Below are 25,945 nucleotides of genomic sequence, written 5' to 3' on the forward strand. Positions count from 1 at the left end.
TCAGGCCCTACGCCCAGGCGGTGACGTCCAGGACGTCGCCGACCGCCAGGGTGCCGTGCCGGAGCACCTTGGCCTTCAGCCCGAACGTGACCCCGCCGTCCGCGCGCCGGTAGTCCGCCAGCGTCCGGGTCGGCTCGTGGCCCGCCTTCACGCCCAGGTCCTGGTCCACGGTCGGCACGGCGCAGCGCACGCAGATCCGGGCGTACCCGAACGCGGTGGTGCCGATCGACACCTCGCGCACGCGGTCCTCGGTGTGGGGTTCGGGCCAGCCGGAGACGACGACGTTGGGGCGGAAGCGGTTCATCGGGACGGGGTCGGCACCGCGCCGCAGGATGCGTTCGTTGAGACCGTCGAGGGACGACAGCGACGTCATCAGCAGCGCGTGGGCGTCGGCGAAACCGACCTTGCCCTCCCCTTCGAGGCCCCGGTCGAGGTCCGGTGGCACGCGGACCAGCCTGCACGGCCGGTCGAGCACCGCGCTGAACCACTCGGCGGCCTCGTCGCCCTGGTCGACGCCGACACCGTCCCACCAGTGCACCTTCACCGGCCTGCGCCCGCCCTCGTGGCGCGTCTTGTGCTCGTGGTCCGGTCGGCCGGGGGCGGAGACCAGCAGGCGGTCGCCGCCGTCGAGGACCGTCGGGCGGATGACGGCCATAGCGGGGAGCTTGCGCTGGCTGATGAAGTGGCCGTCCTCGGCGTCGACCAGCATGAACTCGCGGTCGTGCGCGAGCCCGGTCTCACCGACCGCGCTCGTGGTGAGCGCGGTCGGCGCGCACCCCTTGACGGGGTAGACGAAGAGTCCGTGGACGACCGGAGTCACAGGATGGGCTCCGGCACGTACCCCGCCGCGGTCGGGAACTTCGTCAGGACGTCCTCGACCTGGCCGACGATCGACTCGACCTGCAGCGCGGCCACACCGGTGAACGAGAGCCGGTCGGCGAGCAGGTCGTCGAGCGCGGCCCGGTCCAGCGGCAGGCGGTCGTCGGCGGCGAGGCGGTCGAGCAGGTCGTTCTCGGCGCCCTGCTCGCGCATCGCGAGCGCGACGGCGACCGCGTTCTCCTTGATCACCTCGTGCGCGGTCTCCCGGCCGACGCCGGCGCGGATCGCGCCCATCAGCACCTTGGTCGTGGCGAGGAACGGCAGGTAGCGGTCCAGTTCGCGGGCCACCACGGCCGGGTAGGCGCCGAAGTCGTCGAGCACGGTCAGCAGCGTCTCCAGCAGGCCGTCCAGCGCGAAGAACGCGTCCGGCAGCGCGACCCGGCGGACGACCGAGCACGACACGTCGCCCTCGTTCCACTGGTCACCGGCCAGCTCGCCGACCATCGACAGGAAGCCCCGCAGGATCACCGCGAAGCCGTTCACGCGCTCGCACGAGCGGGTGTTCATCTTGTGCGGCATGGCGCTGGAACCGACCTGGCCCGGCCTGAAGCCCTCGGTGACCAGCTCGTGGCCCGCCATCAGCCGGATGGTCTTGGCCAGCGACGACGGGCCCGCGGCGAGCTGCACGAGGCTGGAGACCACGTCGAAGTCGAGCGACCGCGGGTACACCTGGCCGACGCTGGTCAGCACCTTCTCGAAGCCGAGGTGGCCAGCGACCGTGCGCTCCAGCTCCACGAGCTTCGCCGCGTCGCCGCCCAGCAGGTCGAGCATGTCCTGCGCGGTGCCGACCGGGCCCTTGATGCCGCGCAGCGGGTAGCGGGCGATCAGCTCGTCGAGCCTGGTGAACGCCACCAGCACCTCGTCGGCGGTGGACGCGAAGCGCTTGCCCAGCGTCGTGGCCTGCGCGGCCACGTTGTGCGAACGACCGGCCACGACGAGGTCGGTGTACTCGGTCGCCAGCCGGGCCAGCCGGGCGAGCACGGAGGCGGTGCGGCCGCGGATGTGCTCCAGCGAGCGCAGCACCTGGAGCTGCTCGACGTTCTCGGTCAGGTCGCGCGAGGTCATGCCCTTGTGCACCTGCTCGTGCCCGGCGAGGGCGTTGAACTCCTCGATGCGGGCCTTCACGTCGTGGCGGGTGATCCGCTCACGGGCGGCGATGGAGGCCAGGTCGACCTGCTCAACGACCCGCTCGTAGTCGGCGATCGCCTGGTCGGGCACCTCGATGCCGAGGGACGCCTGCGCTCGCAGCACCGCGAGCCAGAGCCTCCGCTCCAGCACGATCTTGTGCTCCGCGGACCACAGCGTCACCAGCTCGTTGGAGGCGTAGCGACCTGCGAGGACGTTCGAGATCCGTGGCTTGCTCACGGGACGAGCCTAGTCAACCGGTCAGTTCGGGGTCAGCGTGATGCCCCGGTTGACGGCGAGCCGCGTCAACTCGTCGCCGGACAGGGGGACGTGGTCGATCGCGTCGTCCTTGTCCACGGGCCCGGACGCGCCGCTGCTCGACTTCATCATGACGACCGACCCGTCCTGCCGGTAGTGGAACGCGCTCCGGTCGAACGGGACCTGCTTCCCCCCGGCCTCCCGCGTGTACTCGGCGACCACCACGACCGAACCGTCGCCCTGGCTCTCCGACGTGCAGTTGTTGGGCGACACGTAGTACTTCCGGCAGAGCACGTCCGGCGCGGGCTCCCACGCGCCGGGGCCCGCGATGGTCACGTCGAGCCGGCTGAGGCCGCTGGGGCCGCTGTAGGAGACCCCACCCCGGAGCACGTCGGCCACCGAGCTGTCCCGCGCGTAGGACGACCCCTGGAAGTCCGGCATCCACATCCCGATGCTGTCCGCGCTCACCCCCGTCTGCTGGAGCGCGGGGCTCAGGTAGTCCTGCCACACGACCAGCAGGTGGGGCTGGACGTCGGCGAACACGTGGTTCTGGCGCGCGGCGTCGTTCGGCGGCCACTTCATGGTCGCCAGTTCCCTGGTCGGGCTGGGGGGCGCGGCCTCGCTGCTCGTGGCCGTGTCGACCCCATGCCTGTTGTTGGCGACGAGGATCGCGGGCAGCGTGGCGACCGTGGCGATGAGCAGGGCGGTGACGACGCCGACGCTGGCCAGGGCGCGCCTGCGCTTGGTGAGCTTCTCGGCGCGCTCCATGAAGGAGTCGGGGTCGAAGTTCAGCGGTGGTTCGTCCCACAACGCTTCCCGCATGCTGTCACGCAAGTCCTGCTCGCTCACGACGCCACCTCCGATTCCATGGTCGAGCCGTTGTTCTCCAACGCGTCGACGGCGGCTCGCAAAGCCACGAGCCCCCTCGCCGTCTGGCTCTTCACCGTGCCCTCGGTGCACCCCATCACCGCCGCGACGTCCGTTACGGACAAATCCTCGAAATACCGCAGGACGAGCACGGCACGTTGTCTGGGAGGCACCTTGATCAGCGCTTTCTGGATGAGTTCGCGAGCCCACAGGCGTCCGCTCACCAGTTCCGGGTCGGCGTTCGAGTCGGCGTGCTCGGGGAGTTCCCCGTCGCGCTGCTCGGCACGCCTCCACGGCCTGCGCTTCTCGTCCAGCCACGTCCGCAGCAGGATCTTCCGGGCGTACGCGCCCGCGTGGTCCTGCTGCTGGACCCGGTGCCAGGCCTGGTAGAGCTTCATCAGGCTCTGCTGCATCAGGTCCTCGGCCGTGTGCCAGTCGCCGCAGAAGAGGAACGCGGTGCGGCGCAGCGAGGCGGCGTGGGTCACCGCGAACTCACGAAAGCCCTGTTCCTCGGCCTTGCGCATGCATACCCCTTCCGCGCACTCACCCCTACTTACGCGTCGCCGCCGAGCGGGGTTGCACGACGGCTCAGGAGGTTCGCGCCAGCGCCACGGTGAGCATCCGGTGGGCGGCCGCCCTGGGGTCGGGGCTGACCTCGACCAGCGCGTTCACCACGGCGCCGTCGACCAGCGCGATCAGTTCGGCGACGTGGTCGGCGGTGACGTTCTTGCCCGCCTTGGTGAAGATCGCCAGCATCAGCGCGTGGAGTTCGCCGCTCAGCTCGCGCATGACGGGCCGCAGGAACGGGCGGCGGCCGGTCGCGACCAGCCGTTCGTAGCGCAGGACGACCGCCTCGACGTCGCCGGGCGGGCCGAGCAGCAGGTCGAGCACCAGGTCGGTGAAGGCGTCGCCGCCGCACTCCGCCGGGTCCAGCTCGGCCAGCCGCGCCTTGCCGTACGCCATCTCGGCGCGGCCGTGGTGGTCGAGCGCGACGGTGATGAGCTCGTCGAGCGAGTCGAAGTAGTACGTGGTGGACGCCAGCGGCAGGCCCGCGCGCTCCGCGACCGCCCGGTGCCGGACCGCGTCGAACCCGCCGTCGACCAGCAGGCCGATGGCGGCCTCGACGAGTGCCTGACGTCGGCGCTCGCCCTTGGGTGTTGCTGCGGTCATAGCGGTCCATCGTCCCATGTCGACGCCACCCGCTCGCACGGTCGGGGCCGAGCGCACCTCACGGCCGCTAGAACTTCCCGCGGAGCTTCGACGAGATCGCGTCGACCCTGGTCGCGAACGCCGGGGCGTCGGTGACCACGTACAGCGTGTTCCCGTTCTTGGTCGGCTTGCCCGTCAGCGGCGCGCCCGCGGCGTCGTCCAGCGGCTGCCTGCCGGGTGTGACGACGGCGTAGAACGCGCCGCCGTCCACGGCGTAGGAGGCGGCCTTGGACCCCGTGGGGCAGGTGACCGCCGCCGGGGCGACGGCCGTGGAGGCATCGGCCGGGAGCTCGCCAGCGAGGGCGTTGGCGAGCTCCCGGTCGACCGTGCACCCGCTCGGGGTGCCGTCAGCCGGAGGGCTGACGCTCCCCGAAGACGCCTCTCCCTGCAAGGAAGTGCCTCCGGGGACGCTGTTGGGCGACGGAACGCCGCGTTCGTCGGGCGCGCTCTCGGCGGACTGGGCGCCGTAGGGCGTGGCGGCCTTGGGCACGTCCACCGAGCCCGCGACCCCGCTGCGGTCGGCCGAGTTGCTCGCCTCGCCGGTGAACAGGCCCGCGCCGAGCGCGACACCGCCGAACAGGACCACCGCGGCCATCGTCGAGCCGAGCGCGACGGCGGAGCGGCGCCGCCTGGTCTCGCGGTCGGACGCCGTGCGCACGTCGCCCGCGTCGAAGGACGGCGGTGGCGCGTCCCGCACCGCGTCGTTGAACAGCTCGGCGAGCTTCTTCTCGTCCACCTACATCCACCTCCCCGACGTGTTCACGAAGCCGGTCGCAAGTCGTCGATCGCGTCGCCGAGGGCTTCGCGGAGCGCCGCCAGCCCTCGTGAGGTCTGGCTCTTGACGGTGCCCTCCGAGCATCCCAGCGCTTCGGCCGCTCCCGCCACGTCCAAACCCTCCAGGAACCTCAGCACGAGCACCGCCCGTTGTCGCGGAGGCACCCGCCGCAAGCCCTGGACCAGCGCTTCCCGCGTGGCGACCGCGTCACCGATCTCGCCGTCGCCCGCGGCCGCCTCGGGTAGCCGGTCAACGAACCGCTCCCTCCGCCATGGCCGCCGGGACTCGTCGATCACCGCGCGCACCACGGAGCGGCGGACGTAGGCGTCCAGGGCCTGCTTGTCCCGGATCTTCCGCCACCTGCGGTGCAGCGCGACGAAGGCCGTCTGCGCGAAGTCGTCCGCCCGGTGCCAGTCACCACAGAGCAGGAACGCCGTTCGGCGCACGGCCTCCCGGCGAGCTGCGAAGTACTCCGCGAACTCCTGCTCGTCGTGCTGGTCCACGCGGACTCTCTCCGCTCGTCGTGCTTGCGAATACGGGACGTAACTCGGGGGGCCAACGGTTGCACGGACACCTCGGGAGATGTGCGTCACCCCCATCGTCCTACTGCGGCTCGCGTTCGGTGTGCACCCGTCCGGTGTGATGTGATCCATTCGTGACCCAGCTCTCACCCATTGACCTCCGCTCGGACACCGTGACCCAGCCGGACGAGGTCATGCGCCTCGCCATGTCCGCGGCCGAGGTCGCGGACGACGTGATCGACCACGACCCCACGATGCGCGCGCTGGAGGACCGCGTCGCCGAGCTGCTCGGCGTCGACGCGGCGCTCTGGGTGCCGAGCGGTTCGATGGGGAACCTCATCGCGCTCATGATCCACCTGCGCCGGGGCGACCGGTTCCTGGCGCCGGTCGGCGCGCACGTGCTGGACGCCGAACTGGGCACCGGCGCGTGGCTGGCGGGCGGCATGCCGCAGGCGCTGGAGTGGGACGCGGCCCCCGGCCGGGCCTCGGCGCAGGCGATCCGGGCCGCCGCGGGCGCCGAGGGGCCGTACTACGACCTGCGCACCACGCTGCTGTGCCTGGAGAACACGCACAACTACGCCGGTGGCACGGTCACCCAGCCCGACGAGCACGCGATGCTCGTGTCGGTGGCCAAGGAGACCGGGCTGCGCGTCCACCTCGACGGCGCCCGGCTGTGGAACGCCGCCGTGGCGCTCGGGGTCCCGCCCGCCGCGCTGACCGTGGGGGTCGACAGCGTGCAGGTGTGCCTGAGCAAGGGCCTCGGCGCGCCCGTGGGATCGGTGGTGGCGGGGTCGCCGACGTTCATCACCGAGGCGCGGCGGACGCGCAAGATGCTCGGCGGCGGCGTGCGCCAGGGCGGCGTGCTCGCGGCCGCGGGCCTGGTCGGGCTGGACCGGATCGACGACCTCGCGCAGGACCACGTGAACGCGCGGACGCTGGCCGAGGGGCTGGTCGAGCTGGGCTGGACCGTGCCGACGCCGGAGACGAACATCGTGCTCGCCGAGGTGCCGGACCTGGAGGTCACCCTCACCGGGCTGCGGCACCTGGGCGTTTACGCCGGGCCGATGGGCGGCAAGCTCCGCTTCGTCACCCACCGCGATGTGACCGAGGCTGATATCAAGGAGACGTTGCGCCGGATCTCGTCCGCGAGCTGAGGGAGCGTTGGACCATGTGGATCGTGTTCGACTACGGCGAGGTCATCAGCACCAGGACCGCGGCCCTGCCGACGATGGCGTCGATGCTCGGGGTGTCGGCGGAGGCGTTCGGCGAGGGCTACTGGGCCGTGCGCGACGCCTACGACCGCGGGCAGTCCGACCTGGAGTACTGGCGGGCCGTCGGCGGCATCGTCGGGGCGTCCGTGACACCGGAGCTGGCGGCGGAGTTGACCGAGGTGGACATCGAGGGCTGGTTGCAGCCCGACCCGGAGTCGCTGGCGCTGCTGGACGAGCTGGCCGACCTGCCGCTGGCGCTGCTGTCCAACGCGCCGTCGTCGTTCGGCCGGGTCGCGGAGCGGCAGGAGTGGGCGAAGGACTTCCGGCACCTGGTGTTCTCCGGCGACCTCGGCGTGGCCAAACCGGACCCGGAGATCTGGACGGCGCTGGCCGAGCAGCTCGGCGCGGCACCGGAGGACTGCGTGTTCTTCGACGACCGGCAGACCAACATCGACGGGGCGCTCGCGGCGGGCATGGGCGGCGTGCTGTGGCTCGGCGCCGTGCCCGCGCGGGAGGAACTGGTGCGGCTAGGCGTGCTCGGGGCCGGCTGACTGGTTGAGCGCGGGGGCGCCGAGCGCGGTCCCCCGCAGCTCCGCGCGCAGCTCGGCCAGCTCGGTGCGCAGCGAGCGGACCTCGGCGACGAGCTCGTCATCGGCGCGCTGGAGCTGCTGCTCGACGCCGCTGAGCTTCTCCACCAGCCACGACGCGATCGTTCCCGTGATGACACCCAGCAGGGCGATGCCGCCGACCATGAGCAGGCCCGCGACCATGCGGCCCTCCCAGGTCACCGGGTAGCGGTCGCCGTAGCCGACCGTCGAGATCGTGGTCAGCGTCCACCACACCGCGTCGGCGAACGTGGTGATGGTGGCGTTCTCGTGGTGCCGCTCGGCGTCCAGCACGGCCAGCGACGCGCACAGGCCGACCATCAGCGTGACACCGGCGACGTAGATGCCGACCCGCTGGCGGATCTTGCCCGCCAACCGCTTGTTCAGCACGTTCAGCACCGTGATCAGGCGCAGGACGCGGAGCTGCCGCACGATCGGCAGCAGCACCGCGAGCAGGTCGAACAGGTGCCGAACGATGAACTTCGGCTTGTTGACGGCCAGCTTGAGCCGGACCGCGTAGTCCACCGCGAACACGAACCAGACCACCCACAGGGCGATCTCCAGCACCGTCCGCACGCCCGGTGTGGCGCCGTCGTCCAGCACCTGCCAGGCGTAGGCGACCAGGAAGACGACCGCGAGGCCCGTCAGCGGCCACTCGGCGCGGTTCTCCCAGGCGACGAGGCGGCGTTCGTCCGCTTGGAGCATTGGTCCATAGTGAACTCTCGACCTGCGGTTTTCCAGTGGTTCAGGTCCTGGACTTGCCCTTGATCGCGCCGTAGGCGGCGGTGGCGAGGAACAGGACGCCCCCGATGACCGCCAACCACACCAGGCCCTTGACCACGGCGCCCAGGATCGTCAGCGCCAACCAGATGGCCAGCAGCACAGCGATGATCCGGATCATGATGTCCTCCCCCTGAAGTTGCTCACCCGGTGAACGACCGCGCCGGCTTGTCGGTTCCCGGAATTGTCGGTGCACCCAGGTACAACAGTCCCATGCGTCCCGTCTTCACACCCAGCGAACCGATCACCGCGCCCGTCACCAAGTTCGGCGGCCAGCCCGTGTGGCTGGACACCCCGACCTGGCCGCTCTCGCGGCAGCTGGGCACGCCGATGCGGTTCCTCGGCCAGATCGCGCTGCCCGGCGAGCGGCTGGTGTACCTGTTCATGACCGAGGACGAGCAGCACGTCGACGACACGTGGGAGCCCGAGGGCGGCGAGAACGCCTGCCTCGTGCAGCCCGGCGGCCCCGTGCCCTCGTTCGTGCAGGTGTCGGAGCAGGCGACCGGGCCGACGTACGGGCCGGACTTCGCGGTCGACCTGATGCCCACGCGAGGGGAGACCGGCTCCGCGGACAACCTCGTGGGCGGGTACCCGGAGTGGGTGCAGAACAACGAGTGGCCGGAGGGGAACTACCGGTTCCTCGCCCAGTTCGGCAGCCTGCCGTTCGAGGAGGAGCCGAACTTCGGGGACGCGGGGACGGGGTACGCGTTCGTGGACGAGATGGCGGGTGTGGGGCGGTTCCTGTGGCAGTGCCACTAGAGCCGGGCTTCCAGCCTGCGGAGGCCTTCCTCGATGTCGGCGGTGGCGCCCGCGAAGGAGAAGCGGATGAAGTCGTGGCCGTGGACGGGGTCGAAGTCGATGCCGGGGACGATGGCGACGCCGGTGTCCTCGAGGAGCTGGTGGCAGAAGGCCGTGGAGTTGTCCGTCAGGTGCTTGATGTCGGCGTAGGCGTAGAAGGCGCCGTCGGCTGGGGCAACTTTGTCGATGCCCAGGTTTTTGAGGCCCGTCAGGAGCAGGTCGCGGTTTGTTTTGTAGCCGGCGACCAGCAGGTCCATTTCGCGGTAGGAATCGGGGTCGAAGGCTGCGATGGCGGCGTGTTGGGCCAGGGCCGGGGGGCAAAGGGTGAAGTTGCCGGTGAGGCGGTCGATGGCCCGGTGCAGGTGTCGGGGGGCGAGCATCCAGCCGAGGCGCCAGCCGGTCATGGCGAAGGCTTTGGAGAAGGAGTTGACGACGATGGATTCTTTGGAGGTTTCCCAGGCGCAGCTCTGGGGGCGGCCGTAGCCGATGCCGTGGTAGATCTCGTCGCTGATCAGTTGGACGTTGTGGTGGGTGCACCAGTCGGTCAGGGCGGCCAGTTCTTGGGGGGATAGGACTGTGCCTGTGGGGTTGGCCGGGCTGGCTACGACCAGGCCTTTGATGGGGCCGATGTTGTCGAGCATTTCGACTGTGGGCTGGAAGCGGGTTTCTGGGCCGCAGGGGAGTTCTACTACTTCGCAGCCGAGGGCTTTGAGGATGTTGCGGTAGGCGGGGTAGCCGGGGCGGGCCAGTGCGACTCGGTCGCCGGGGTCGAAGGCTGCCAGGAAGGCCAGGAGGAATGCGCCGGAGGAGCCGGTGGTCATGACGACGTCTTCTGGGGTGACGTCGAGGTTGTACTGGCGGTGGTAGTGGGTGGCCAGGGCTGTGCGCAGTTCGAGGATGCCCAGTTGTTCGGTGTAGCCGAGGGGGTGGGTTCGCAGGGCTCGCTGGGCTGCTTTGAGGACTGGGGTGGGGGCTTGGCTGGAGGGTTGGCCGGCCGCGAAGGAGATGACGTCGCCGTGGGTGCGTTGGCGTTTGGCGGCGGCGGACATGACGTCCATTACGTGGAAGGGCGGGATGTCGGCTCTTGTGGCTGTGGTTAGGCGGGTGGGGGTGGGCATGAGGCCAGGTTAATGGCCAGGTGGGGTGGGTTCGGGGAAAGCGAAGCCCGGCCCCCGGCGCGCGATTGTCTCAATGCACTGCCCTTGTTTGTCAAGGCGGGAAAGATGCCTTGACAAACAAGGGCAGTGCAGGAGGGCGCTGTGTATCGGGGGCAGGGGTAGGTCTGGCTTCGCCAGCATCGGCTTTGCCGACGGGGCATCCTCGCTGCGCGTCGGACAGGGCACCTCGCTGCGCGTCGGCAAAGCGGGCGGACGCTCCGCGTCGGGTGCGGGTGGGCGGCTGCGCCGATGGGGGATTGGGTGGGCTTGGGTTGTGTTGAAGGCCGCCGGGCTTTGTGGGCTCGGCGGCCTTCAATGTTTTCTAGTAGCCCTGGTAGCCGCCGCCGCCTGCCATGGAGGCTAGGCCGGGGTGGCCTTCGAAGCCGCCGTAGCGGCTGAAGGTGTAGCGGACGCCGGCGATGATGTTGTCGATCGGGTTGTAGATGTCGTCGTGGCCGGGGAGTTTGTAGGACTGGAAGGTGGGGTCGATGCATTGCATCAGGCCCTTTGAGGGGGTGCCTGCGGCGGCGTTGGAGTCCCAGTCGTTGAGGGCGTGCGGGTTGCCGCCGGACTCCTTTTCGATGATGGTCCAGATTTCGTCGATGTTGGCGTCGGTGACCGGGATGCCGTTTTCCTGGAGGATCTTGATGGCCTCGCGGATCCACTGGTCGACGTTGCCGGGGGGTGGGCCGCTGCTCGGGGGTGGGCCGCTGGAGCCGTAGCCGCCGAAGCCGCCGCCGCCTCCTCCTCCGGTTTCACCACCGCCGCCGCCACCGCCACCGCCGCTGAACGAGCTGCCGCCGCCAGTGCTGCTGCCACCGCTGGTGGGGGCGCTGCCGGTGGGGGCGTTGCTGGTCTGCTGGGCGGTGTCCTGGGGGGTGGTGGGGGCGGTCGCGCTGGAGGTGGAGGTGTCGGCCTCCGGCTTGGGGGTCCACTCGACGGGGTTGTCGGTGGAGGGGACGAATTTCTGGATGGTGGGGTCGCCCATGGTGGAGAACTTGGGCGCGATGGCGTCGGCGCGGCCCTTGATGGCGCCCAGTGCGGTGTTGAGGGCGTTGTCGGCGGTCGCGATGACGGGTTGGGCGTCGCTTGCGGCGTCCGCGCACAGGCCCTGGATGAGGCCGTCGACGTCGGCGGGTGGGGCGTCGGGGTTCTGCTGGCGGGTTCTGCGGGCGGCGCTGAGCAGGTCTTCGCAGATGCGGGTGATGGAGGTCTTCGCGGTTTCCAGTGCGGCGGCGGCGGATTCCAGGTCGGTGGCCGCGTTCGTCAGCGCGTCCTTGAGCGAATTGCCGCCCTTGGTGAATTCGCCCATGTACGCGACGAATCCGTCCGCGGACACACCTTCCCAAGCGCCGTCCAACTGGTTCACCGACTGCTGGACCGCGTTGCCGCTCTCACCGCTCTTGTCCGCGGCTTCCTTCCAGCGGGTCGCGATCTCCCTGACCGCCTCGGGCTGGGCGGTGTCGACCTTCGCGGCCAGAGCGGCCAGCGCCTGGCCGCCGGGCAGGGCCGCGACCTCGTCCTTCGCACTCATGGGTCACACCATCCGGAACGAGTTGGCGGCTTGGTCGTCGACGTCGACAACGGACGACTGGACCTTGTCGAGGGCGCGTTCGACCTTGCCGAGCACGGTCTCGGCGGCGGCGAACTCGGTGCCCGCCGCGCTGTCGAGACCGGACACCGCGGACGACAATCCGCCTGAACCGGCGAGCTTGCCGAAGATGTCCGGATTTCCGTACTGGCTGGCGAAACCGTCACCCACCGCGCCGAATTGTCCGGCTTGGCTGGATACGGTGCTCCGGCACTGATCCATCGCCTCGGCGTTGATCTTCGCGATAGCCACGCCAACCCCCTTGAAGTCGTCTTCGATATTAGAGCCGCGAGGCGGCTCCGTCCTGGTTTGACGCCGAAAGTCATCCATCGAGGTCGCGCAGGAGCGTGACAACCCTCTCCTCCAGCACCCCGGCGTCGGCGACGGTGCCGTCGGACAGGAAACGGCCGGTGGCCGCGTCGTGGAAGTCGACGAAGTCCGCGGCCCGGCGCCTGCGGCCGGACCGGTCGAGCACGGCGGCGCCGAACTGGCCGCGCAGCAGGGTGTCCGGGGTGAACGGCGGCACGAGCGCGACGAGTTCGCCGACCAGGTCCCCGTGGGTGAACTCGCACACGGTCAGCTCTTGGTTGCGCAGCACCGCCAGCACACCGCCGCCCCCGGCCGACCCGGCCAGGGCGCGCACCCCCGAACGGCCGATGCCCAGCCGCAGGTCGGCCGAGCGGGGCGGGTTGGCCAGCAGCTTGAACGCGGACGCGAGCCACGGGTCGATCTCGTTGCCGCGCACCAGGTCCAGGTCGGCCAGCTCGCTCCAGGCCGCCGCGACCGACAGCCGGTCGTGCCCGACGTGCAGGACGATCGGCATGGCGCCGAGGTCGAGGTGTTCCCAGGCCGCCAGGTAGGCGGCGGAACTCGTGGTTTGTCGCTCTGGGGTCACCAGACGTCAACTCCCGATGGCCGCGGGCATGGCTCCGGACCCCCCGAACCCGCTTCGGTCCTTCGACGCGGCGGCGGGCGGAGCGGTTCCGCGGTCAGACCTCCTGCAACAGCTCCCACAGGCAGACGGCCAACCGGGCGTTGTCGACGGGCGTGATCGTGCTCCAGTTGCGGCCGTCCGTGCTGGGGCGCACCTGGTGCAGGAAGCGGCCGGAGGACGCGTCGTGGAACGCGACCACGCGCCCCGCGCGCAGCGGTGGGCCGCCGTTCTGGCCGCGTTCGGCGCCGAACTGGCCGCGGGTGCCCATGCCGTCCGCCATGCGGGCGAGCTCCTGGGCCTCGCTGAGCGGCAAACCCTTGCGCTCCAAGGCGAGCACGAGCTTCTCGGCGCTGCGCCCGGCTTCGTCGGATGCCGCGCGCAGGACGTCGTTCGGCAGGCTGATGGACCGCCCGAAACCGGCGGGCATGTCACCGGCCACGGACACCGCGGCCTCGGCCAGCGCGCTGCCCCTGGACTCGATCAGCCACACCTCGTCGCCGTCGACGACGGCCAGCACCGCGTCCTCACCGGCCGCCGCGGCGAGCCCGGTGATCGTGCGGCCCGCCGCCCGGATCCAGATGTCGAACGAGACCTGCGGGTTGGACAGCAGCGCCAGCGCGTCCGCGATCTCGGGCACGACCCGGCCCCCGCGGGCCAGGCCGCGCCCTTCGAGCGAAGCCCACGCACCGCGCACGAACTCCGCGCGCTCGGTGTGCGTGATCCCGGGGCTCGGCACGTCCAGCGCGACGTTGCGCCGCACCAGCCGGGCGGCCTCCCACACGACGTCGAACTCCAGCGTGGAAAGCACGACCGAGCCTGGGGATGTCACTTGTTCTGGGGTTCCTCACCGATCACGGACTGGACGACCATCCGGTCGTCGCCGAAGACGTCGTCGGAGTCGACTCCGTACTTGCGCACGTGCTCGTCGTCCTCCTCGCTCTGCGCGCCACGACCACCGGCCGCGGCGGCGGGCTGCATCATCGACCCGGCCCCACCGCGGGCCCCGGCCGCGCCCCGCCCCGCCGCGCGCCCCTCGCCCTCGGCGGCCATGCCGCCCGCGGCGACCCCGGACGTGCCCTTGCCGATCGTGCCGTTGCCACCCACACCGGGCGCACCCGTCTTGGCGACCGGAACCTTCGGCGCCGCACCGGTTCCCGGCCCACCCGTGCCGCGGATGACCTGCCCGCCCTTCGCCGTGGCAACCACCGCGCCCAGCCCCGCCGCACCGACCAGCCCGAGCCCGATCCCCAGCCCCGACCCGCCGCCCTTCGGCATCATCCCCGCCGCGGTCGGGTTGACCGTCGTGCCGCCACCGGTGAAAGGAGGCGCGATGCCGGTCGTGCCACCGGGCGGCAGCACGACACCGGGCGGAACCACCCCACCGGGGGGCACCACACCGGGGGGCACCACGCCACGGCCGGGGAGCTGCGGCGGCGTCACGAGCCCGCCGCCACCGGGCGGGTTCGCCACACCGCCGACCGGAACACCGCCCGTGTTGCCACCGGGAATGCCCGGCGTCGGGTTGCCGATCCCGGAGATGCCCGTGCCGACCGGGTGGCCCCCCGTCGACGACGTGCTCGTGACCTCGAAGTTCGGCGGCTTGCCCGGCGCCTGGAACTCGTCCAGCGCGGCCTGGCTCGCCTGCGTGTACTGCGTGAGGCCCTGGATCGCCTGCTCGCGCGCCGCGTTGGTCTCCTTGACCTCGGCCGCGTGATCGGTCTCGTACCCGAAGAACCCGCCGACGTCGTCGACGAACGACGTCTCGGTGGCACCGTTGAGCTTCGCGGGCTCCGGCATGCTGTTGCGCGCACTGCTGTGCGACTCGCTCTGCACCATCGTCGCGGTCGAGTTCTGCTGCCCGCTGGTGTTCATGTCATCCGCGTAGTCGGCCTCCGCCTTGAACGCGGTCCCCGCCTTGTCACCCGCCGCACCCTGCCAGGCGACGCCGAGCTTGCCGAGCTCACGGCGCAGGGTGTCATCGGTCGCCGCCAACTGCGCCGCCAGGTCGCGCAGACCGTCGGAGGCCGCACCGAACCTGCGGGCGCTGTCACCGGAGTTGAACTTGGCGATCAGTTGCGCGAGTTCGCTGTTGCCACGACCCTCGAACCGGAAATCGGGAAGCTGCTCATACGACATGATTCTCCCTCACGCCAACGTTGTGAGCGTCGCCAGTGCCAGCTCAGCGCCCTTCTGCGCATTTCCGCACACCTGGTCGAGTTTCATGGTTTTGATCGGCAGGTAGTTCACGTAGACGAGCTGACCGTCCGAGACGTCGATCCAGAAGCTGCACTGGTCGCTCTGACCGATCAAGTTCGTCTGGACGGCGTCGAATCCGGAGACCTGGGTTTCCTTCCGGTCGACGTTGCCACTCCCCTCACGCCAGTAGTCGATTCCCTGATTGGGGATCAGGACCACCTGGTAGGTGAAGCTCCCGCTCGCCAGGTAGACGCAGCCGGGCGCCTTGCCCTTCTCGACCAGGTCGGCGTCCTGCCGCTTGCCGGGGGTGACGCCCAGTTGCTTGACCTGGTCATCGGCGAAAACCCTGCACGGGTCGATGGTGTCGATCTTGATCACCTTGGGCCGAACCGGCTGGGGCGCCTTCTTGGAAGTCGTCGGAGGGGGGCTTGACGTTCCGGGAGCCTTTTCGGTGGTGTCGCTCCCAGCGCTGCCACCGACCTCACTGGTACACCCCGCCAGCACCAGGGCTGCGGCGAGCAGGGCGAAACCGGAACGGAATGTGGACATCAGCTCTTGGGCCCCAATGCGGCTACGACTTCCTGATCGGTGAAACCGTATTTCTCAGCGGCCGTGCGGAGCTGTTCGACCAGGTCGTGCAAGCTCGCTATGTAAAGGCGCACACGACCGGCGTAGGACTCGTCGCCCTCCACCAAGCGGGAGTTCCAGGCTTTCGCGATCGCGCTGTTGACGTCGTCCTCGGCGTTCAACTGGAGCACACCGCTCACCTCGGTGAGCTTGCCCTGGAGCTTGTCGATCTCGCCCTTGATGACCTGGCCGGAGGCGAGTACCGAACCCCGGTCGATCTCGAAACCCTGCGTGGCCCCGCCGCCGCTGAGCATCTTGCCCATGGCGCCTTCGGCTGCGAACAGCGCGCCGACCGCGGCTCCCACGGCGCCACCGGCGGTGGCGACGGCGCCGAGAAGGGCGTTGCCTGCCATGTTCTCCTGTGCCACGTCGTCCTACCCCCGTGCGGTCGGTGACGGTCCGGTCCCGCTTCGCAGGCTACCAACGCCGGCGTGAGACGCACCTGTGGTTGGACGAACTCCGGGCGTGGCCGGTTCCGCCGTTCGCGGAGGGATGGGACCCCCTACGGGGTGGTCACCTCGCCGTTCGCGGCTTTGAGGGCGATGTCGGTGCGGTGGTGGGAGCCGGTGAGGTGGACGCTCGCGACGCGGGCGTAGGCGTCGGTGCGGGCGTCGGCGAGGGAGTCGCCGGTGCCGACCACGGAGAGGACGCGGCCGCCGGTGGAGACGACGGCGCCGTCCTCGCGGCGGCGGGTGCCGGCGTGCAGGACGCCTTCGGCTTCGCTGCCGCCGATGACGTCGCCGGTGCGGGGCATGCCGGGGTAGCCCTCGGCGGCGATGACGACGGTGACGGCGTAGCCGTCGGCCCAGTCGAGCGGGGGGTGGGCGGCGAGGTCGCCGTTCGCGGCGGCCAGGAAGAGGCGGGCGAGGGGGGTGCGGAGCAGGGAGACGACCGACTGGGTCTCGGGGTCGCCGAAGCGGCAGTTGAACTCGATGACCTGCGGGCCGGTGGAGGTCATGGCGAGCCCGGCGTAGAGCAGGCCGGTGAACGGGTTGCCGCGGGCGCGCATCTCGTCGACGACGGGCTGCACGCAGGTGCTGACGATGATGTCGACGAGGTCGGGGCCGCCCCACGAGAGGGGGGAGTAGGCGCCCATGCCGCCGGTGTTGGGGCCCGCGTCGCCGTCGCCGACGCGCTTGAAGTCCTGGGCGGGCAGCAGCGGGACGACGGTGGTGCCGTCGGTGAGGCAGAACAGCGAGACCTCGGGGCCGTCGAGGAACGACTCCAGCAGGACCGGGTGGCCGCCTTCGAGCAGGGTCATGGCGTGCGCGCGGGCCACGGCGCGGTCGCTGGTGACCACGACGCCCTTGCCGGCGGCGAGGCCGTCGTCCTTCACGACCCAGCGCGGGCCGAACCGGTTGAGCGCGGAGTCCAGGCGTGCCGAGGTGTCGACGATCTCGCTCGTCGCCGTCGGGACGCCCGCGGCGGACATGACGTCCTTCGCGAACGCCTTGGAGCCCTCGATCCGGGCCGCGTCCTTCGACGGGCCGAAGCACGGGATGCCCGCGGCGCGCACGGCATCGGCCGCGCCCGCCACGAGGGGCTGCTCGGGGCCGACCACTACAAGGTCGGCGTTCCACTCCTCGGCCAGGGCGGCGACAGCCCCGGCGTCGCCGACGTCGACCCCGTAGACCTCGGCCAGCCCCGCTATCCCGGCATTCGCCGGTGCGCAGGCAAGCGCGATCACCTCGGGGTCCTTCGCCAGAGCGAGGACAAGGGCATGTTCACGGGCGCCAGACCCGATGACCAGGACACGCACGATGGAGCAGCGTAGTTGACTATCCGGCCTAACCCCGCAGTGCCTGCTCCGATCCGGGGTGCAGGGGCACCGGATCGGTCTCGGCGGCCTTGCTCTTCGTGATGTCCTTGGCCGCCGGGTGCACCTTTTCGAGGTCGGCCTTCCTGTCGTAGATCAGCTTCGTGATCGCGCACGCGTTGGCGGCCGGGAAGTCCTCGCGCACGAGGAGCACGTTCGGCACGACGATGGTCGGCACGTCGGCGGCCAGACCGTAGGTGGCGGCCGGGACGGGGGCGACGTCGTAGACGGGGTTGATCTTCTTCAGGGCGTCGAGCTGGCCGCTGATGTCGATCAGCTTCACCTTGCCCTTCAACGAGGTGGTGATGTCGGTCATCTGCGCGGTGGGCAGGCCGCCGGACCACACGAGCCCGTCGATGCTGCCGTCCTTCATGCCGTCCGCGGTCTTGGTCAGGTCCAGCCGCTGCGCCCGCACGTCCGCCGCCGGGTCGAGGCCGACGGCGGCCAGCAGCCGGTTGGCGATCACCTCGGTGCCGGACTTGGGCGAACCGGTGGAGATCCGCTTCCCCTTCATGTCCGCGACGCTGTCGATGCCGCTGTCAGTCCGCACGAGCACCTGCGTGTAGTTCGAGTACAGCCGGGTGAGCGCCTTGACCTTCTGCGGCTTCCCGTCGAACGCGTCCTTACCGTTCACCGCGTCCGCGGCGGTGTCCGCCAGCGAGAACGCCACGTCGTAGTTGCCCGCGACGAGCTGCTGGATGTTCTGCACGGACGCGCCGGTCTCCGCGGCGGTGGCCTTGAGCTTGGTGTTGTCGCTGATCAGCTGCGCCAAGCCGCCGCCGACGACGTAGTACACGCCGCCCGCGTTGCCGGTCGCGATGGTGATCCGCCCGTCGGCCGCCTCGCACGAGCCGGTGCCCGCGTCCCCGGACACGGCCGCCTCGCGCTTGCCCCCGCACCCGGCGGCGGCCAGCCCGACCGCGAGCACGGCCACCGCGACCCTCAGGTTCCAGCTACGCATCCTGGGTTCTCCCCTTCCGCAACACGAGGTGCACGACCACGGCCACCGCCAGGAACCCGATCCCGGCGGCGATGGTGACCGGCTGGAGGTACAGCAGCAGCAGTGCGGCGGGCACGCAGAGCAGGCGCTCCGGCAGGCCCGCCCGGCTGATCAGCCAGCCGCCCGTGACGACGGCCAGCGCCGCCACGCCGATCGCGGACACCGCGGTGACCCACACCGCGTCCACCGCCGAGCGCTGGAGCAGCAGCGCGGACCCGTTGTCCGTCAGCACGAACGCGATCGGCACGAGGAACGCGGGCAGCGTGTACTTCCACGTCTGCCACATCGTCTTCATCACCGCGCCGCCGGTGATCGCGGCGGCGGCCACGGCGGCCAGCGCGGTCGGCGGCGTCACCTCGGACAGGACCGCGTAGTAGAAGATGAACATCGCGCGTTCCGGCGCGGCGACGCCGAGATCGGCCAGCGCGGGTCCGATGACGACCCACGAGATGATGAACGACGCGGTGACCGGCACGGCGAGGCCGAGCACGCCGACCGCGACCGCCGCGAACACCACCGTCAACGCCAGCACGACGGTCGGGTTCGACGACACCGCGCGGGCCGCGTGCACCAGAGCGGACGCGAGCACCTGGCCCAGTCCGGTCTTGGTGATGGTGGACGTGATGATCCCGGCCGCCGCGCACACCGCGATCACCGGCAGCGCGCCGCGCACCCCCGAGGCCAGCGCGTCGGCCACGGATCGCAGCCACGCCACCAGGAAACCGCTTTCGCGCGAACGCCACCTGGCGGCCAGCGCGAACAGCGCGGCGACGCCGGTCGCGTACACGACGGCGGCGAACGGCGGGATGTCCAGCGCCAGGAACAGCACGATGATCCCGAGCGACAGGAAGTGGTAACCGCCGCGCAGCAACAGCTTCCACGCGCTCGGCGAGTCCACGGCGACGGGTTTCGCGCCGAACCGGCGGGCGTCGGCCTCGACCGCGAGCACGATCCCGAGGTAGTACAGCAGCGTGGGCACGGTCGCCCACAGCAGCACGTCCAGGTACGACGTCCGGAGGTACTCGGCGATGATGAACGCCGCCGCGCCCAGCGTGGGCGGCGAGAGGATCGCGCCGATGCCGGACGCGGCGAGCAGTCCGCCCGCGTTCTCCCGCGGGTAGCCCGCCTTGCGCAGCATCGGCCACGTGACCGCGCCCAGGCTGACCGTCGTCGCGGTGCCCGAGCCGGACACCGTGCCGAGCAGGAACCCGGAGAGCGCGGCGGTGCGGCCGGGCGCGGTGCGGGAGTTGCGGAACGCCGCGAAGCTGATGTCGACGAAGAACTTGCCCGCGCCGGAGGAGTCGAGCACCGCGCCGTAGATGGTGAACAGCACGATGTAGGTCGCGGCGACGTCCAGCGGGGTGCCGAAGAACCCGCTCGCGTCGTTGTAGAGCGCGTTCACGATCTGGCTGAAGTCGATGCCCGCGTGCGCGACGTCCCAGCCCTGCGGCAGGAACCCGCCGTAGTAGGCGTAGGCGAGGAACACCAGGCACACGACCGGCAGCACGAGCCCGGTGGTGCGGCGGCAGGCCTCCAGCACCAGCACGAGCAGCAGCGCGCCCGCGACGACGTCGAGCGTCGACAGCTGCCCCTGCCGGTCGAGGAACGCGTCGTAGCCGCCGAGCACCGGGTACAGGCCCACGAGCAGCGCGACCAGCGCGAGCGCCCAGTCCAAGGGGCCGGGGCTGTCGCCCGCCGAGCGCCACGGCCGGTAGGCCAGGAAGACCAGCGGCAGCGTCAGCCCGAGGAACACCACCAGGTAGTACTGGTTGCCCTTGCTGAAGGGATCGAACACCTGCTTGAGCACCAGCAGCGCGATGACCAGGGCGGCGATCCCGACGCCGAGTTCCCAGCGCCCGGTGAGCCCGCGGGCGGGGCGCTCCTCGTCGTACTCGGCCACCAGCTCCGCGACGTCCGGCCGCTCCTCCGGCGAGGAGCTGACCCGCTCCACTGGAACACCAGCCACGGACACCCCCGATGTCGATCAACTGGTCGCACCGTACCCGTGACCGCCGTCACAGAACAGCCCCGAAGATCTTCGCCGCCAATCGCGCACCGCGACCGAACAGCTGCGCGCTGTTCACCGTGACGTGGCCGCGGGGACCTCATAACGTGGCCGGGATGACGCTCCGCGAGGCGAAGCTGCCGCCGTGGAAGTCGGGACACGAGGAGGTCGACAATGGCGCGCACGGTTCTCGCCGGGGTGGTGCTCACCACCATGGCGCTCGTAGGCATCGCGGTGCTGCCCATCGCATCGGCGGCGCAGCAGGACACCGGCGGGGTTTCCGCCCAGCGGTGGCAGCACTCCGACGGCCCGCTGGTCATCGGGCACCGCGGCTCGGCGGGCTACCGGCCCGAGCACACGCTGGCGTCCTACGAGCTGGCCGTGCGGATGGGCGCGGACTACCTCGAGCCGGACCTGGTCTCCACCAGGGACGGCAAGCTCGTCACCCGGCACGAGAACGAGATCGGCGGCACGACCGACGTCTCGTCGCACCCGGAGTTCACGGGCCGCAAGGCGACGAAGGTGATCGACGGGGTGGCGCTGACCGGCTGGTTCACCGAGGACTTCACGCTGGCCGAGCTGAAGACGCTGCGCGCCAAGGAGCGCATCCCGGAGACGCGGGCCCGCAACACCCTCTACGACGGCCGGTTCGAGATCCCGACGTTCCAGGAGGTCGTCGACCTCCAGCGGCGGCTCTCCAAGGAGCTGCGGCGCGACGTCGGGATCTACCCCGAGACCAAGCACCCCACGTACTTCCAGGAGATCGGGCTCGCGCTGGAGCCGAAGCTGGTCGACGCGCTCAACCGCAACGGCCTGAACCGCCCGGACGCCAAGGTGTTCGTGCAGTCGTTCGAGGTGGCGAACCTGAAGACCCTCAACAGGTCGCTGCGGGTGCCGATCGTGCAGCTGGTCAACGGCTCGGGCGCGCCCTACGACTTCACCAAGGCCGGGGACAAGCGCACCTACGACGACCTGGTCACGCCCGCCGGGCTCAAGGAGGTCGCGACCTACGCCGACGGCATCGGCCCGTCGAAGGACCGGATCATCCCGCGCGACGCGGCCGGTTTCCTGCTCGCGCCGACGAACCTGGTGAAGGACGCGCACGCCGCGAAGCTGGTCGTGCACCCGTTCACCTTCCGCAACGAGAACGCGTTCCTGCCCGCCGACTACCGGTCCTCCACCGATCCCGCCGCCTACGGCCGCGCGTTCGACGAGTACGCGAAGTTCTTCGCCACGGGCATCGACGGGCTGTTCAGCGACAACGCGGACACCGCCGTGGAAGCGCTTGCCTCGACCCGGCGCTGAGCGCTCGACGAGGGCCTCCCGTTCCCCCTGCGGAACGGGAGGCCCTCGTCGTCTCACCCCGCGGGGACCAGGTCCTCCTGACCCGCGAGCAGGCCGCGCCTGGCGAGTTCCGGCCGGACGCCCTCCCCGAACCAGTACGCCTCCTCCAGGTGCGGGTAGCCCGACAGCACGAACTCCTCGACGCCCAGCGAGTGGTACTCCTCGATCAGGTCGGCGACCTCGCCGTGACTGCCGACCAGCGCCGTGCCCGCGCCGCCGCGCACCAGTCCGATGCCCGCCCACAGGCCGGGGTGGATCTCCAGGCCGCGCACGCCCCCGCTGAGGTCGCCGCCGTGCAGGGCGACCATCCGCTGCTGGCCGACGGACTGGCTGGCGCCGAGCTGCGACTGCGCCTTGCGCACCTGCTCCGGGTCCAGGGCGTCCAGCAGCTTCGCCGCCTCCAGCCACGCCTCCGCGGACGTGTCGCGGCTGATCGTGTGCAGCCGGATCCCGAACCGGATCTTCCGCCCCTGCGCCTCCGCCAGCGCCCGGACGCGGCCGATCTTCTCGGCCACCGCCTCGGGCGGCTCGCCCCAGGTCAGGTAGACGTCGGCGTGCCGGGCCGCCACCGGGAGGGCCGCGTCCGACGAGCCGCCGAAGTAGATCTGCGGCGTCGGGTTCGGCGCCGCCAGCACGGTCGCGCCCGCCACCCGGTAGTGCTCGCCGGAGAAGTCGAACGGCTGCCCGGTCCACGCGTTGCGCACCACGTGCAGGAACTCGTCGGTGCGCGCGTAGCGCTGGTCGTGGTCGTGCCAGTCGCCGAACCGCTGCTGCTCGATCGCGTCGCCGCCGGTCACGACGTTGAGCAGCAGCCGCCCCTTGGAGATCCGCTGGTAGGTCGACGCCATCTGCGCGGCCAGCGTCGGCGAGATGACACCGGGCCGGAACGCCACCAGGAACTTCAGCTTCTTGGTCTCGGCGATCAGCGCGGCGGTGGTCAGCCACGCGTCCTCGCACCAGGTGCCGGTCGGGGTGAGCACGCCGACGAAGCCGTTCGCCTCGGCGGCGCGGGCGATCTGCGCCAGGTAGTCGATGTCGGGGTCGCGCTGCGCGGGCGCGCCCTGGGTGCGGTTCGCGTGGAACCGCTCGACGATCGTGCGGCCGTCACCGGAGGTGGGCAGGAACCAGTGCAGTGTCACGCTCATGAGTTGCCTCCGCGGGCGGCCTTCAGGTCTTCCTGGAACCGGCGGTCGGTGAACTTCGCGAAGTCCACCCTGCCGGGCAGCGTCTTGTCCTCGCTGAACGCGTCCGCCAGGTCCTGCTCGGACTTGACGACGGCGTCGTCGAGCGAGACCGGCAGGTCACCGCCGCGCTCGACGGCGGCGCGGGCGACCTCGACCTTCAGCCCGGTCTCCCCGGCCCACGTCCTCGCCCACTCCTCGCGGTGCCCGTCGGCCCACTGCTGGGCCTTCGCCAGCCGGATGAGCAGGTCCTTGATCGCGGAGTTCTTGCCCGCGTCGGAGAGCGCGGCCGTGCCCGCGACCTGGAACGTGTAGCCGTTCGCGGTCCCCTCGCCGGTCGCCAGGACACGAGCGCCCGCCTCCTGCTCGGCCTGGGCCGTGTACGGGTCCCAGACCGCCCAGGCGTCGACCTGCTTCTGCGTGAACGCCGCGTAGGCGTCCGACGGCTGGAGGAAGGTCAGGGTGACGTCCTTCGTCGACAGGCCCGCCTTGCGCAGCGTCAGGAGCACCTGGCCGTGCGCCGAACTGCCCTTGGCCACGGCGACCTTCCTGCCCTTGAGGTCGGCGACGTCCTTGAGCGGCGAGTCGCCGGGCACCAGGAACGCGTCGCCGGTCACGTTGCCCTTGGCCACCGAGACGGCGGCGATCTTGGCGTTCGCGGCGGCCGCGAAGATCGGCGGCGTGTTGCCGACCCCGCCGATGTCGATCGCCCCGGCCGACGCGGCCTCCAGCAGCGGCGGACCGGACGTGAACGTGGCCCACTCGATCTTGTACGGCGTGTCGGCGAGCAGGTTCGCGGCCGTGAGCAGCGACTTCGAGCCGCCCTTCTGGTCGCCGACCTTCAGCGTCACCTTGGCCAGGTCCTCGGCGCCCACCGCGGCCGGGACGGTGCCCGACGTGGTCGCCGCCGTCCCGCAGGCCGTCAGCAGCACTGCGGCGAACGCACCGATCAGCAGGTTCCTACGCGGCTTCGACATCGTCCACTCCCAGATCGGCCAGCACTCGGGTGCGGAGGTCCACAAGGGACACCCACCTGCGGGGTCGGGCGAGGTTCACGCGGTGCTCAGCGACGATCCGGCCCTCGTCCAGCACCAGGACCCGGTCGGCGAGCAGCAGCGCCTCGTCCACGTCGTGGGTCACCAGCAGGACGGCGGGCCGGTGCTCGCGCCACAACTGGTCGACCAGGTGGTGCATCGCGAGCCTGGTCAACGCGTCCAGCGCGCCGAACGGCTCGTCCAGCAGCAGCACGTCCGGCTCCCGGACCAGCGCGCGGGCCAACGACACCCGCTGCGCCTCGCCACCGGACAGCGTCAACGGCCACGCGTCCACGTGGTCGCTCAGCCGGACCTCGGCCAGCGCCTTCTCCGCCACCGCCCGCCCGTCGACACCCCTCAATCCGAGGGACACGTTGCGCCACACCCGCCGCCACGGCAGCAGGCGCGGCTGCTGGAACGCCACGGACACCTTGCCCGGCACCTCGAACGCGCCCCGCACATCGGTGTCGAGACCCGCCAGGATTCTCAGGAGCGTGGACTTCCCCGACCCGCTGCGCCCGAGCAGCGCCACGAACTCGCCCTGCCGGATGTCGAGGTCCACCCGGTCGAGCACCCGCCGATCGCCGAACTCCTTCACCAGGCCGTGAACGCTCACCGCGCTTGCCATCGGAGCAACCTCCTTTCGAATGCCCGCACGAGCCCGTCGGTGGCCAGGCCCAGCAGGGCGTAGACCAGCAGCCCGACCACGACCACGTCGGTGCGCAGGAACTCCCGCGCGTTGTTGATCAGGTAGCCGATACCCGCGTCCGCGTTGACCTGCTCCGCCACGATCAACGACAACCAGGCCGCCCCGAGCGAGATCCGCAGCCCCACCAGCGTTTGCGGCAACGCCGACGGCAACACCACGTGCACCACCCGCTCGACCCCGCTGTAGCCCAGGACCCGACTCGCCTCCAGGAGACCGGGATCGGTCTGCCGGATGCCCGCGTGCAGGTTCAGGTAGAGGGGGAACGCGACACCCGCCGCCACCAGCGCCAGCTTCGGCTGCTCCCCGATGCCGAACCACAGGATGAACAACGGGATCAGCCCCAGGTGCGGCAACGTCCGCAACATCTGCACCGGCGGATCGAAAATCCTTTCACCCCAACGCGAAAGCCCCGACAGCAGACCCAGCGCCGCACCGATGAACGCACCGATGGCGAACCCGCCCGCGACCCTGCCGATCGAGACCGCGAAGGCACTGCCCAACTGCCCGTCGGCGATCAGCTCCACAGCGGAGTCCAGGACGGTGAGGGGTGCCGCGAGCTTGTCCGGCGGCAGCACTCCGCTCGCACTGGCGACCTGCCAGAGGACGACCAGCGCGATCGGACTGATCCACCGACGCAGGTCGGGCAATCGACGTTTCTTCGGCTTCCGGGTGGACCCCGCCGCGGTAGTTCCCTCATCCGGGCGCGCGAGTACACCCGCCGTGGAAATCGACACGATTTCTCCCAGCGGTGACTGAAAAGGGGATGGGCGTCAGCGCCCGGATGGTGAAGAGTTGATCAACGCGCGCAACAGATCGCGCTCGCCTGCCGCCGCAGATCGACGTGCAGACGAGCAACCAGGACTTCGCGGCCACTCATGGGACCGAGTTTTGGTGCCGGACAACACGATGTCAACGGACGGACACCCCCGTCCCGGATGCTGACATACCTCGGTCCACGACCCTTCGAGGCAAAAGGTCCAACCACCACACCCCAAGACCGGAGCCGAAGACCAACAACCGCAGCCGCAGCCGACAAAGCAGTAAACCCACCAACCCACGAACCGCGAGACGCGCCACGGAACGTGGCCGATGTGACTTGGGGTTTCGGCCCTACCCTCGCGGCGGCGGGCAGGGCTTCACCACCTGCCCTTTCAGACCGCCGAGGGCCGAAAAGAGGGGTCCCCAAGTCAAATCGGCCACAGCACGCCGGAACCCGAAGCCACCCCCCACCACCCCAAAACCCGCAGCCACCAACCACCAGCCACCGGCGACCGGCCACCACCCCGAAACCCGCAGCCACCCACCCGAACACAAAAAAGAGGG

At 70.6% G+C, this 25,945-nt stretch carries 29 protein-coding genes; 4 read left to right on the plus strand and 25 right to left on the minus strand.

What is annotated here, in order from left to right; all coding sequences use genetic code 11:
- Positions 1-7: 7 nt before the first annotated feature.
- From RM788_RS23945 to RM788_RS23975, 7 genes are all read right to left on the minus strand, one after another.
- Positions 8-820, minus strand: a complete 813-nt coding sequence (locus tag RM788_RS23945) for an MOSC domain-containing protein (protein WP_315934001.1) — start codon at positions 818-820, stop codon at positions 8-10.
- The gene (gene purB, locus RM788_RS23950) at positions 817-2,244 is read right to left on the minus strand and encodes an adenylosuccinate lyase (RefSeq protein WP_315934002.1); all 1,428 of its coding nucleotides are present in this window, start codon (positions 2,242-2,244) and stop codon (positions 817-819) included. Before purB ends, RM788_RS23945 begins: the two co-directional genes overlap by 4 nt.
- A 21-nt stretch (positions 2,245-2,265) precedes the next feature.
- Positions 2,266-3,111: a hypothetical protein gene (locus RM788_RS23955; protein WP_315934003.1), complete on the minus strand. Its 846-nt coding sequence runs from the start codon at positions 3,109-3,111 to the stop codon at positions 2,266-2,268.
- Positions 3,108-3,653, minus strand: coding sequence for an RNA polymerase sigma factor (locus tag RM788_RS23960; protein WP_315934004.1), 546 nt, complete (start codon positions 3,651-3,653; stop codon positions 3,108-3,110). Before RM788_RS23960 ends, RM788_RS23955 begins: the two co-directional genes overlap by 4 nt.
- Before the next feature lie 64 nt (positions 3,654-3,717).
- Positions 3,718-4,299, minus strand: a complete 582-nt coding sequence (locus RM788_RS23965; protein ID WP_315934005.1) for a TetR/AcrR family transcriptional regulator — start codon at positions 4,297-4,299, stop codon at positions 3,718-3,720.
- 67 nt (positions 4,300-4,366) lie between these two features.
- On the minus strand, positions 4,367-5,074 hold the full coding sequence (locus RM788_RS23970; RefSeq protein WP_315934006.1) for a hypothetical protein: 708 nt from the start codon (positions 5,072-5,074) through the stop codon (positions 4,367-4,369).
- A gap of 23 nt (positions 5,075-5,097) precedes the next feature.
- Positions 5,098-5,616 (minus strand): SigE family RNA polymerase sigma factor, encoded by a 519-nt coding sequence (locus RM788_RS23975; RefSeq protein ID WP_315934007.1) that lies wholly within the window; start codon positions 5,614-5,616, stop codon positions 5,098-5,100.
- A gap of 152 nt (positions 5,617-5,768) precedes the next feature.
- Between RM788_RS23975 and RM788_RS23980 the strand changes: the two genes are divergently transcribed.
- Both RM788_RS23980 and RM788_RS23985 read left to right on the plus strand, forming a co-directional pair.
- Positions 5,769-6,788 (plus strand): threonine aldolase family protein, encoded by a 1,020-nt coding sequence (locus tag RM788_RS23980; protein WP_315934008.1) that lies wholly within the window; start codon positions 5,769-5,771, stop codon positions 6,786-6,788.
- A gap of 14 nt (positions 6,789-6,802) precedes the next feature.
- Complete coding sequence (locus RM788_RS23985) at positions 6,803-7,396, plus strand: HAD-IA family hydrolase (RefSeq protein ID WP_315934009.1); 594 nt, start codon at positions 6,803-6,805, stop codon at positions 7,394-7,396.
- Here RM788_RS23985 and RM788_RS23990 read toward each other — a convergent pair.
- Together RM788_RS23990 and RM788_RS23995 are read right to left on the minus strand one after the other, a co-directional pair.
- Complete coding sequence (locus tag RM788_RS23990) at positions 7,373-8,155, minus strand: potassium channel family protein (protein WP_315934010.1); 783 nt, start codon at positions 8,153-8,155, stop codon at positions 7,373-7,375. The two genes, RM788_RS23985 and RM788_RS23990, sit on opposite strands and share 24 nt — an antisense overlap.
- 40 nt (positions 8,156-8,195) lie before the next feature.
- Complete coding sequence (locus RM788_RS23995) at positions 8,196-8,351, minus strand: hypothetical protein (RefSeq protein WP_315934011.1); 156 nt, start codon at positions 8,349-8,351, stop codon at positions 8,196-8,198.
- 92 nt (positions 8,352-8,443) lie between these two features.
- Here RM788_RS23995 and RM788_RS24000 point away from each other — a divergent pair, with 92 nt between their 5' ends.
- On the plus strand, positions 8,444-8,989 hold the full coding sequence (locus RM788_RS24000; protein WP_315934012.1) for a YwqG family protein: 546 nt from the start codon (positions 8,444-8,446) through the stop codon (positions 8,987-8,989).
- On the opposite strand, the gene RM788_RS24005 is transcribed toward RM788_RS24000, so the two are convergent.
- The 11 genes from RM788_RS24005 to RM788_RS24055 form a co-directional block, all read right to left on the minus strand.
- Entirely contained in the window at positions 8,986-10,077 is a 1,092-nt protein-coding gene (locus RM788_RS24005; protein ID WP_399344607.1) for a pyridoxal phosphate-dependent aminotransferase, read from the minus strand. The genes RM788_RS24000 and RM788_RS24005 overlap by 4 nt on opposite strands.
- Positions 10,078-10,507: 430 nt before the next feature.
- A complete protein-coding gene (locus RM788_RS24010) occupies positions 10,508-11,719 on the minus strand; it encodes a transglycosylase SLT domain-containing protein (protein WP_315934013.1) in 1,212 nt (403 codons plus the stop codon).
- Positions 11,720-11,722: 3 nt separating this feature from the next.
- Positions 11,723-12,106, minus strand: a complete 384-nt coding sequence (locus RM788_RS24015; protein ID WP_315934014.1) for a hypothetical protein — start codon at positions 12,104-12,106, stop codon at positions 11,723-11,725.
- Positions 12,099-12,671 carry an ESX secretion-associated protein EspG gene (locus RM788_RS24020; protein ID WP_315934015.1) on the minus strand — a complete coding sequence of 191 codons (573 nt, stop codon included), beginning with the start codon at positions 12,669-12,671 and terminating at the stop codon, positions 12,099-12,101. Before RM788_RS24020 ends, RM788_RS24015 begins: the two co-directional genes overlap by 8 nt.
- Before the next feature lie 94 nt (positions 12,672-12,765).
- Positions 12,766-13,539 carry an ESX secretion-associated protein EspG gene (locus tag RM788_RS24025; RefSeq protein WP_315934016.1) on the minus strand — a complete coding sequence of 258 codons (774 nt, stop codon included), beginning with the start codon at positions 13,537-13,539 and terminating at the stop codon, positions 12,766-12,768.
- Complete coding sequence (locus RM788_RS24030) at positions 13,536-14,846, minus strand: PPE domain-containing protein (protein WP_315934017.1); 1,311 nt, start codon at positions 14,844-14,846, stop codon at positions 13,536-13,538. Before RM788_RS24030 ends, RM788_RS24025 begins: the two co-directional genes overlap by 4 nt.
- Before the next feature lie 9 nt (positions 14,847-14,855).
- On the minus strand, positions 14,856-15,455 hold the full coding sequence (locus RM788_RS24035) for a DUF3558 domain-containing protein (RefSeq protein WP_315934018.1): 600 nt from the start codon (positions 15,453-15,455) through the stop codon (positions 14,856-14,858).
- Positions 15,455-15,901 carry a hypothetical protein gene (locus RM788_RS24040; protein ID WP_315934019.1) on the minus strand — a complete coding sequence of 149 codons (447 nt, stop codon included), beginning with the start codon at positions 15,899-15,901 and terminating at the stop codon, positions 15,455-15,457. The genes RM788_RS24035 and RM788_RS24040 overlap by 1 nt, the downstream gene beginning before the upstream one ends.
- Before the next feature lie 134 nt (positions 15,902-16,035).
- Positions 16,036-17,292: a phosphoribosylamine--glycine ligase gene (gene purD / locus RM788_RS24045; protein ID WP_315934020.1), complete on the minus strand. Its 1,257-nt coding sequence runs from the start codon at positions 17,290-17,292 to the stop codon at positions 16,036-16,038.
- Between the two features lie 28 nt (positions 17,293-17,320).
- Complete coding sequence (locus tag RM788_RS24050; protein WP_315934021.1) at positions 17,321-18,310, minus strand: TAXI family TRAP transporter solute-binding subunit; 990 nt, start codon at positions 18,308-18,310, stop codon at positions 17,321-17,323.
- Positions 18,303-20,315 carry a TRAP transporter permease gene (locus tag RM788_RS24055; protein ID WP_315934022.1) on the minus strand — a complete coding sequence of 671 codons (2,013 nt, stop codon included), beginning with the start codon at positions 20,313-20,315 and terminating at the stop codon, positions 18,303-18,305. The genes RM788_RS24050 and RM788_RS24055 overlap by 8 nt, the downstream gene beginning before the upstream one ends.
- A gap of 213 nt (positions 20,316-20,528) precedes the next feature.
- Here RM788_RS24055 and RM788_RS24060 point away from each other — a divergent pair, with 213 nt between their 5' ends.
- A complete protein-coding gene (locus RM788_RS24060) occupies positions 20,529-21,659 on the plus strand; it encodes a glycerophosphodiester phosphodiesterase (RefSeq protein WP_315934023.1) in 1,131 nt (376 codons plus the stop codon).
- A 53-nt stretch (positions 21,660-21,712) separates the two neighbouring features.
- Here the strand turns inward: RM788_RS24060 and RM788_RS24065 are convergent, their stop codons facing one another.
- The 5 genes from RM788_RS24065 to RM788_RS53030 form a co-directional block, all read right to left on the minus strand.
- Complete coding sequence (locus RM788_RS24065) at positions 21,713-22,843, minus strand: LLM class flavin-dependent oxidoreductase (RefSeq protein ID WP_315934024.1); 1,131 nt, start codon at positions 22,841-22,843, stop codon at positions 21,713-21,715.
- A complete protein-coding gene (locus tag RM788_RS24070) occupies positions 22,840-23,856 on the minus strand; it encodes an ABC transporter substrate-binding protein (RefSeq protein WP_315934025.1) in 1,017 nt (338 codons plus the stop codon). Before RM788_RS24070 ends, RM788_RS24065 begins: the two co-directional genes overlap by 4 nt.
- Complete coding sequence (locus tag RM788_RS24075) at positions 23,840-24,541, minus strand: ABC transporter ATP-binding protein (RefSeq protein ID WP_315934026.1); 702 nt, start codon at positions 24,539-24,541, stop codon at positions 23,840-23,842. Before RM788_RS24075 ends, RM788_RS24070 begins: the two co-directional genes overlap by 17 nt.
- On the minus strand, positions 24,526-25,356 hold the full coding sequence (locus tag RM788_RS24080) for an ABC transporter permease (RefSeq protein WP_315934027.1): 831 nt from the start codon (positions 25,354-25,356) through the stop codon (positions 24,526-24,528). The genes RM788_RS24075 and RM788_RS24080 overlap by 16 nt, the downstream gene beginning before the upstream one ends.
- Positions 25,357-25,418: 62 nt before the next feature.
- A complete protein-coding gene (locus tag RM788_RS53030) occupies positions 25,419-25,499 on the minus strand; it encodes a putative leader peptide (protein ID WP_399345067.1) in 81 nt (26 codons plus the stop codon).
- Positions 25,500-25,945 lie beyond the last annotated feature (446 nt).

The sequence above is a fragment of the Umezawaea sp. Da 62-37 genome, assembly GCF_032460545.1.
GTDB lineage: Bacteria > Actinomycetota > Actinomycetes > Mycobacteriales > Pseudonocardiaceae > Umezawaea.

Bases quoted from the DNA above. Each gene is read 5' to 3' on its own strand.
- RM788_RS23960 (WP_315934004.1), bottom strand. From the start codon at position 3,653: ATGCGCAAGGCCGAGGAACAGGGCTTTCGTGAGTTCGCGGTGACCCAC.
- RM788_RS23965 (WP_315934005.1), bottom strand. From the start codon at position 4,299: ATGACCGCAGCAACACCCAAGGGCGAGCGCCGACGTCAGGCACTCGTC.
- RM788_RS23985 (WP_315934009.1), top strand. From the start codon at position 6,803: ATGTGGATCGTGTTCGACTACGGCGAGGTCATCAGCACCAGGACCGCG.
- RM788_RS23990 (WP_315934010.1), bottom strand. From the start codon at position 8,155: ATGCTCCAAGCGGACGAACGCCGCCTCGTCGCCTGGGAGAACCGCGCC.
- RM788_RS23995 (WP_315934011.1), bottom strand. From the start codon at position 8,351: ATGATCCGGATCATCGCTGTGCTGCTGGCCATCTGGTTGGCGCTGACG.
- RM788_RS24000 (WP_315934012.1), top strand. From the start codon at position 8,444: ATGCGTCCCGTCTTCACACCCAGCGAACCGATCACCGCGCCCGTCACC.
- RM788_RS24005 (WP_399344607.1), bottom strand. From the start codon at position 10,077: ATGTCCGCCGCCGCCAAACGCCAACGCACCCACGGCGACGTCATCTCC.
- RM788_RS24010 (WP_315934013.1), bottom strand. From the start codon at position 11,719: ATGAGTGCGAAGGACGAGGTCGCGGCCCTGCCCGGCGGCCAGGCGCTG.
- RM788_RS24015 (WP_315934014.1), bottom strand. From the start codon at position 12,106: ATGGATGACTTTCGGCGTCAAACCAGGACGGAGCCGCCTCGCGGCTCT.
- RM788_RS24030 (WP_315934017.1), bottom strand. From the start codon at position 14,846: ATGTCGTATGAGCAGCTTCCCGATTTCCGGTTCGAGGGTCGTGGCAAC.
- RM788_RS24035 (WP_315934018.1), bottom strand. From the start codon at position 15,455: ATGTCCACATTCCGTTCCGGTTTCGCCCTGCTCGCCGCAGCCCTGGTG.
- RM788_RS24050 (WP_315934021.1), bottom strand. From the start codon at position 18,310: ATGCGTAGCTGGAACCTGAGGGTCGCGGTGGCCGTGCTCGCGGTCGGG.
- RM788_RS24060 (WP_315934023.1), top strand. From the start codon at position 20,529: ATGGCGCGCACGGTTCTCGCCGGGGTGGTGCTCACCACCATGGCGCTC.
- RM788_RS24065 (WP_315934024.1), bottom strand. From the start codon at position 22,843: ATGAGCGTGACACTGCACTGGTTCCTGCCCACCTCCGGTGACGGCCGC.
- RM788_RS24070 (WP_315934025.1), bottom strand. From the start codon at position 23,856: ATGTCGAAGCCGCGTAGGAACCTGCTGATCGGTGCGTTCGCCGCAGTG.
- RM788_RS24075 (WP_315934026.1), bottom strand. From the start codon at position 24,541: ATGGCAAGCGCGGTGAGCGTTCACGGCCTGGTGAAGGAGTTCGGCGAT.
- RM788_RS53030 (WP_399345067.1), bottom strand. From the start codon at position 25,499: ATGAGTGGCCGCGAAGTCCTGGTTGCTCGTCTGCACGTCGATCTGCGG.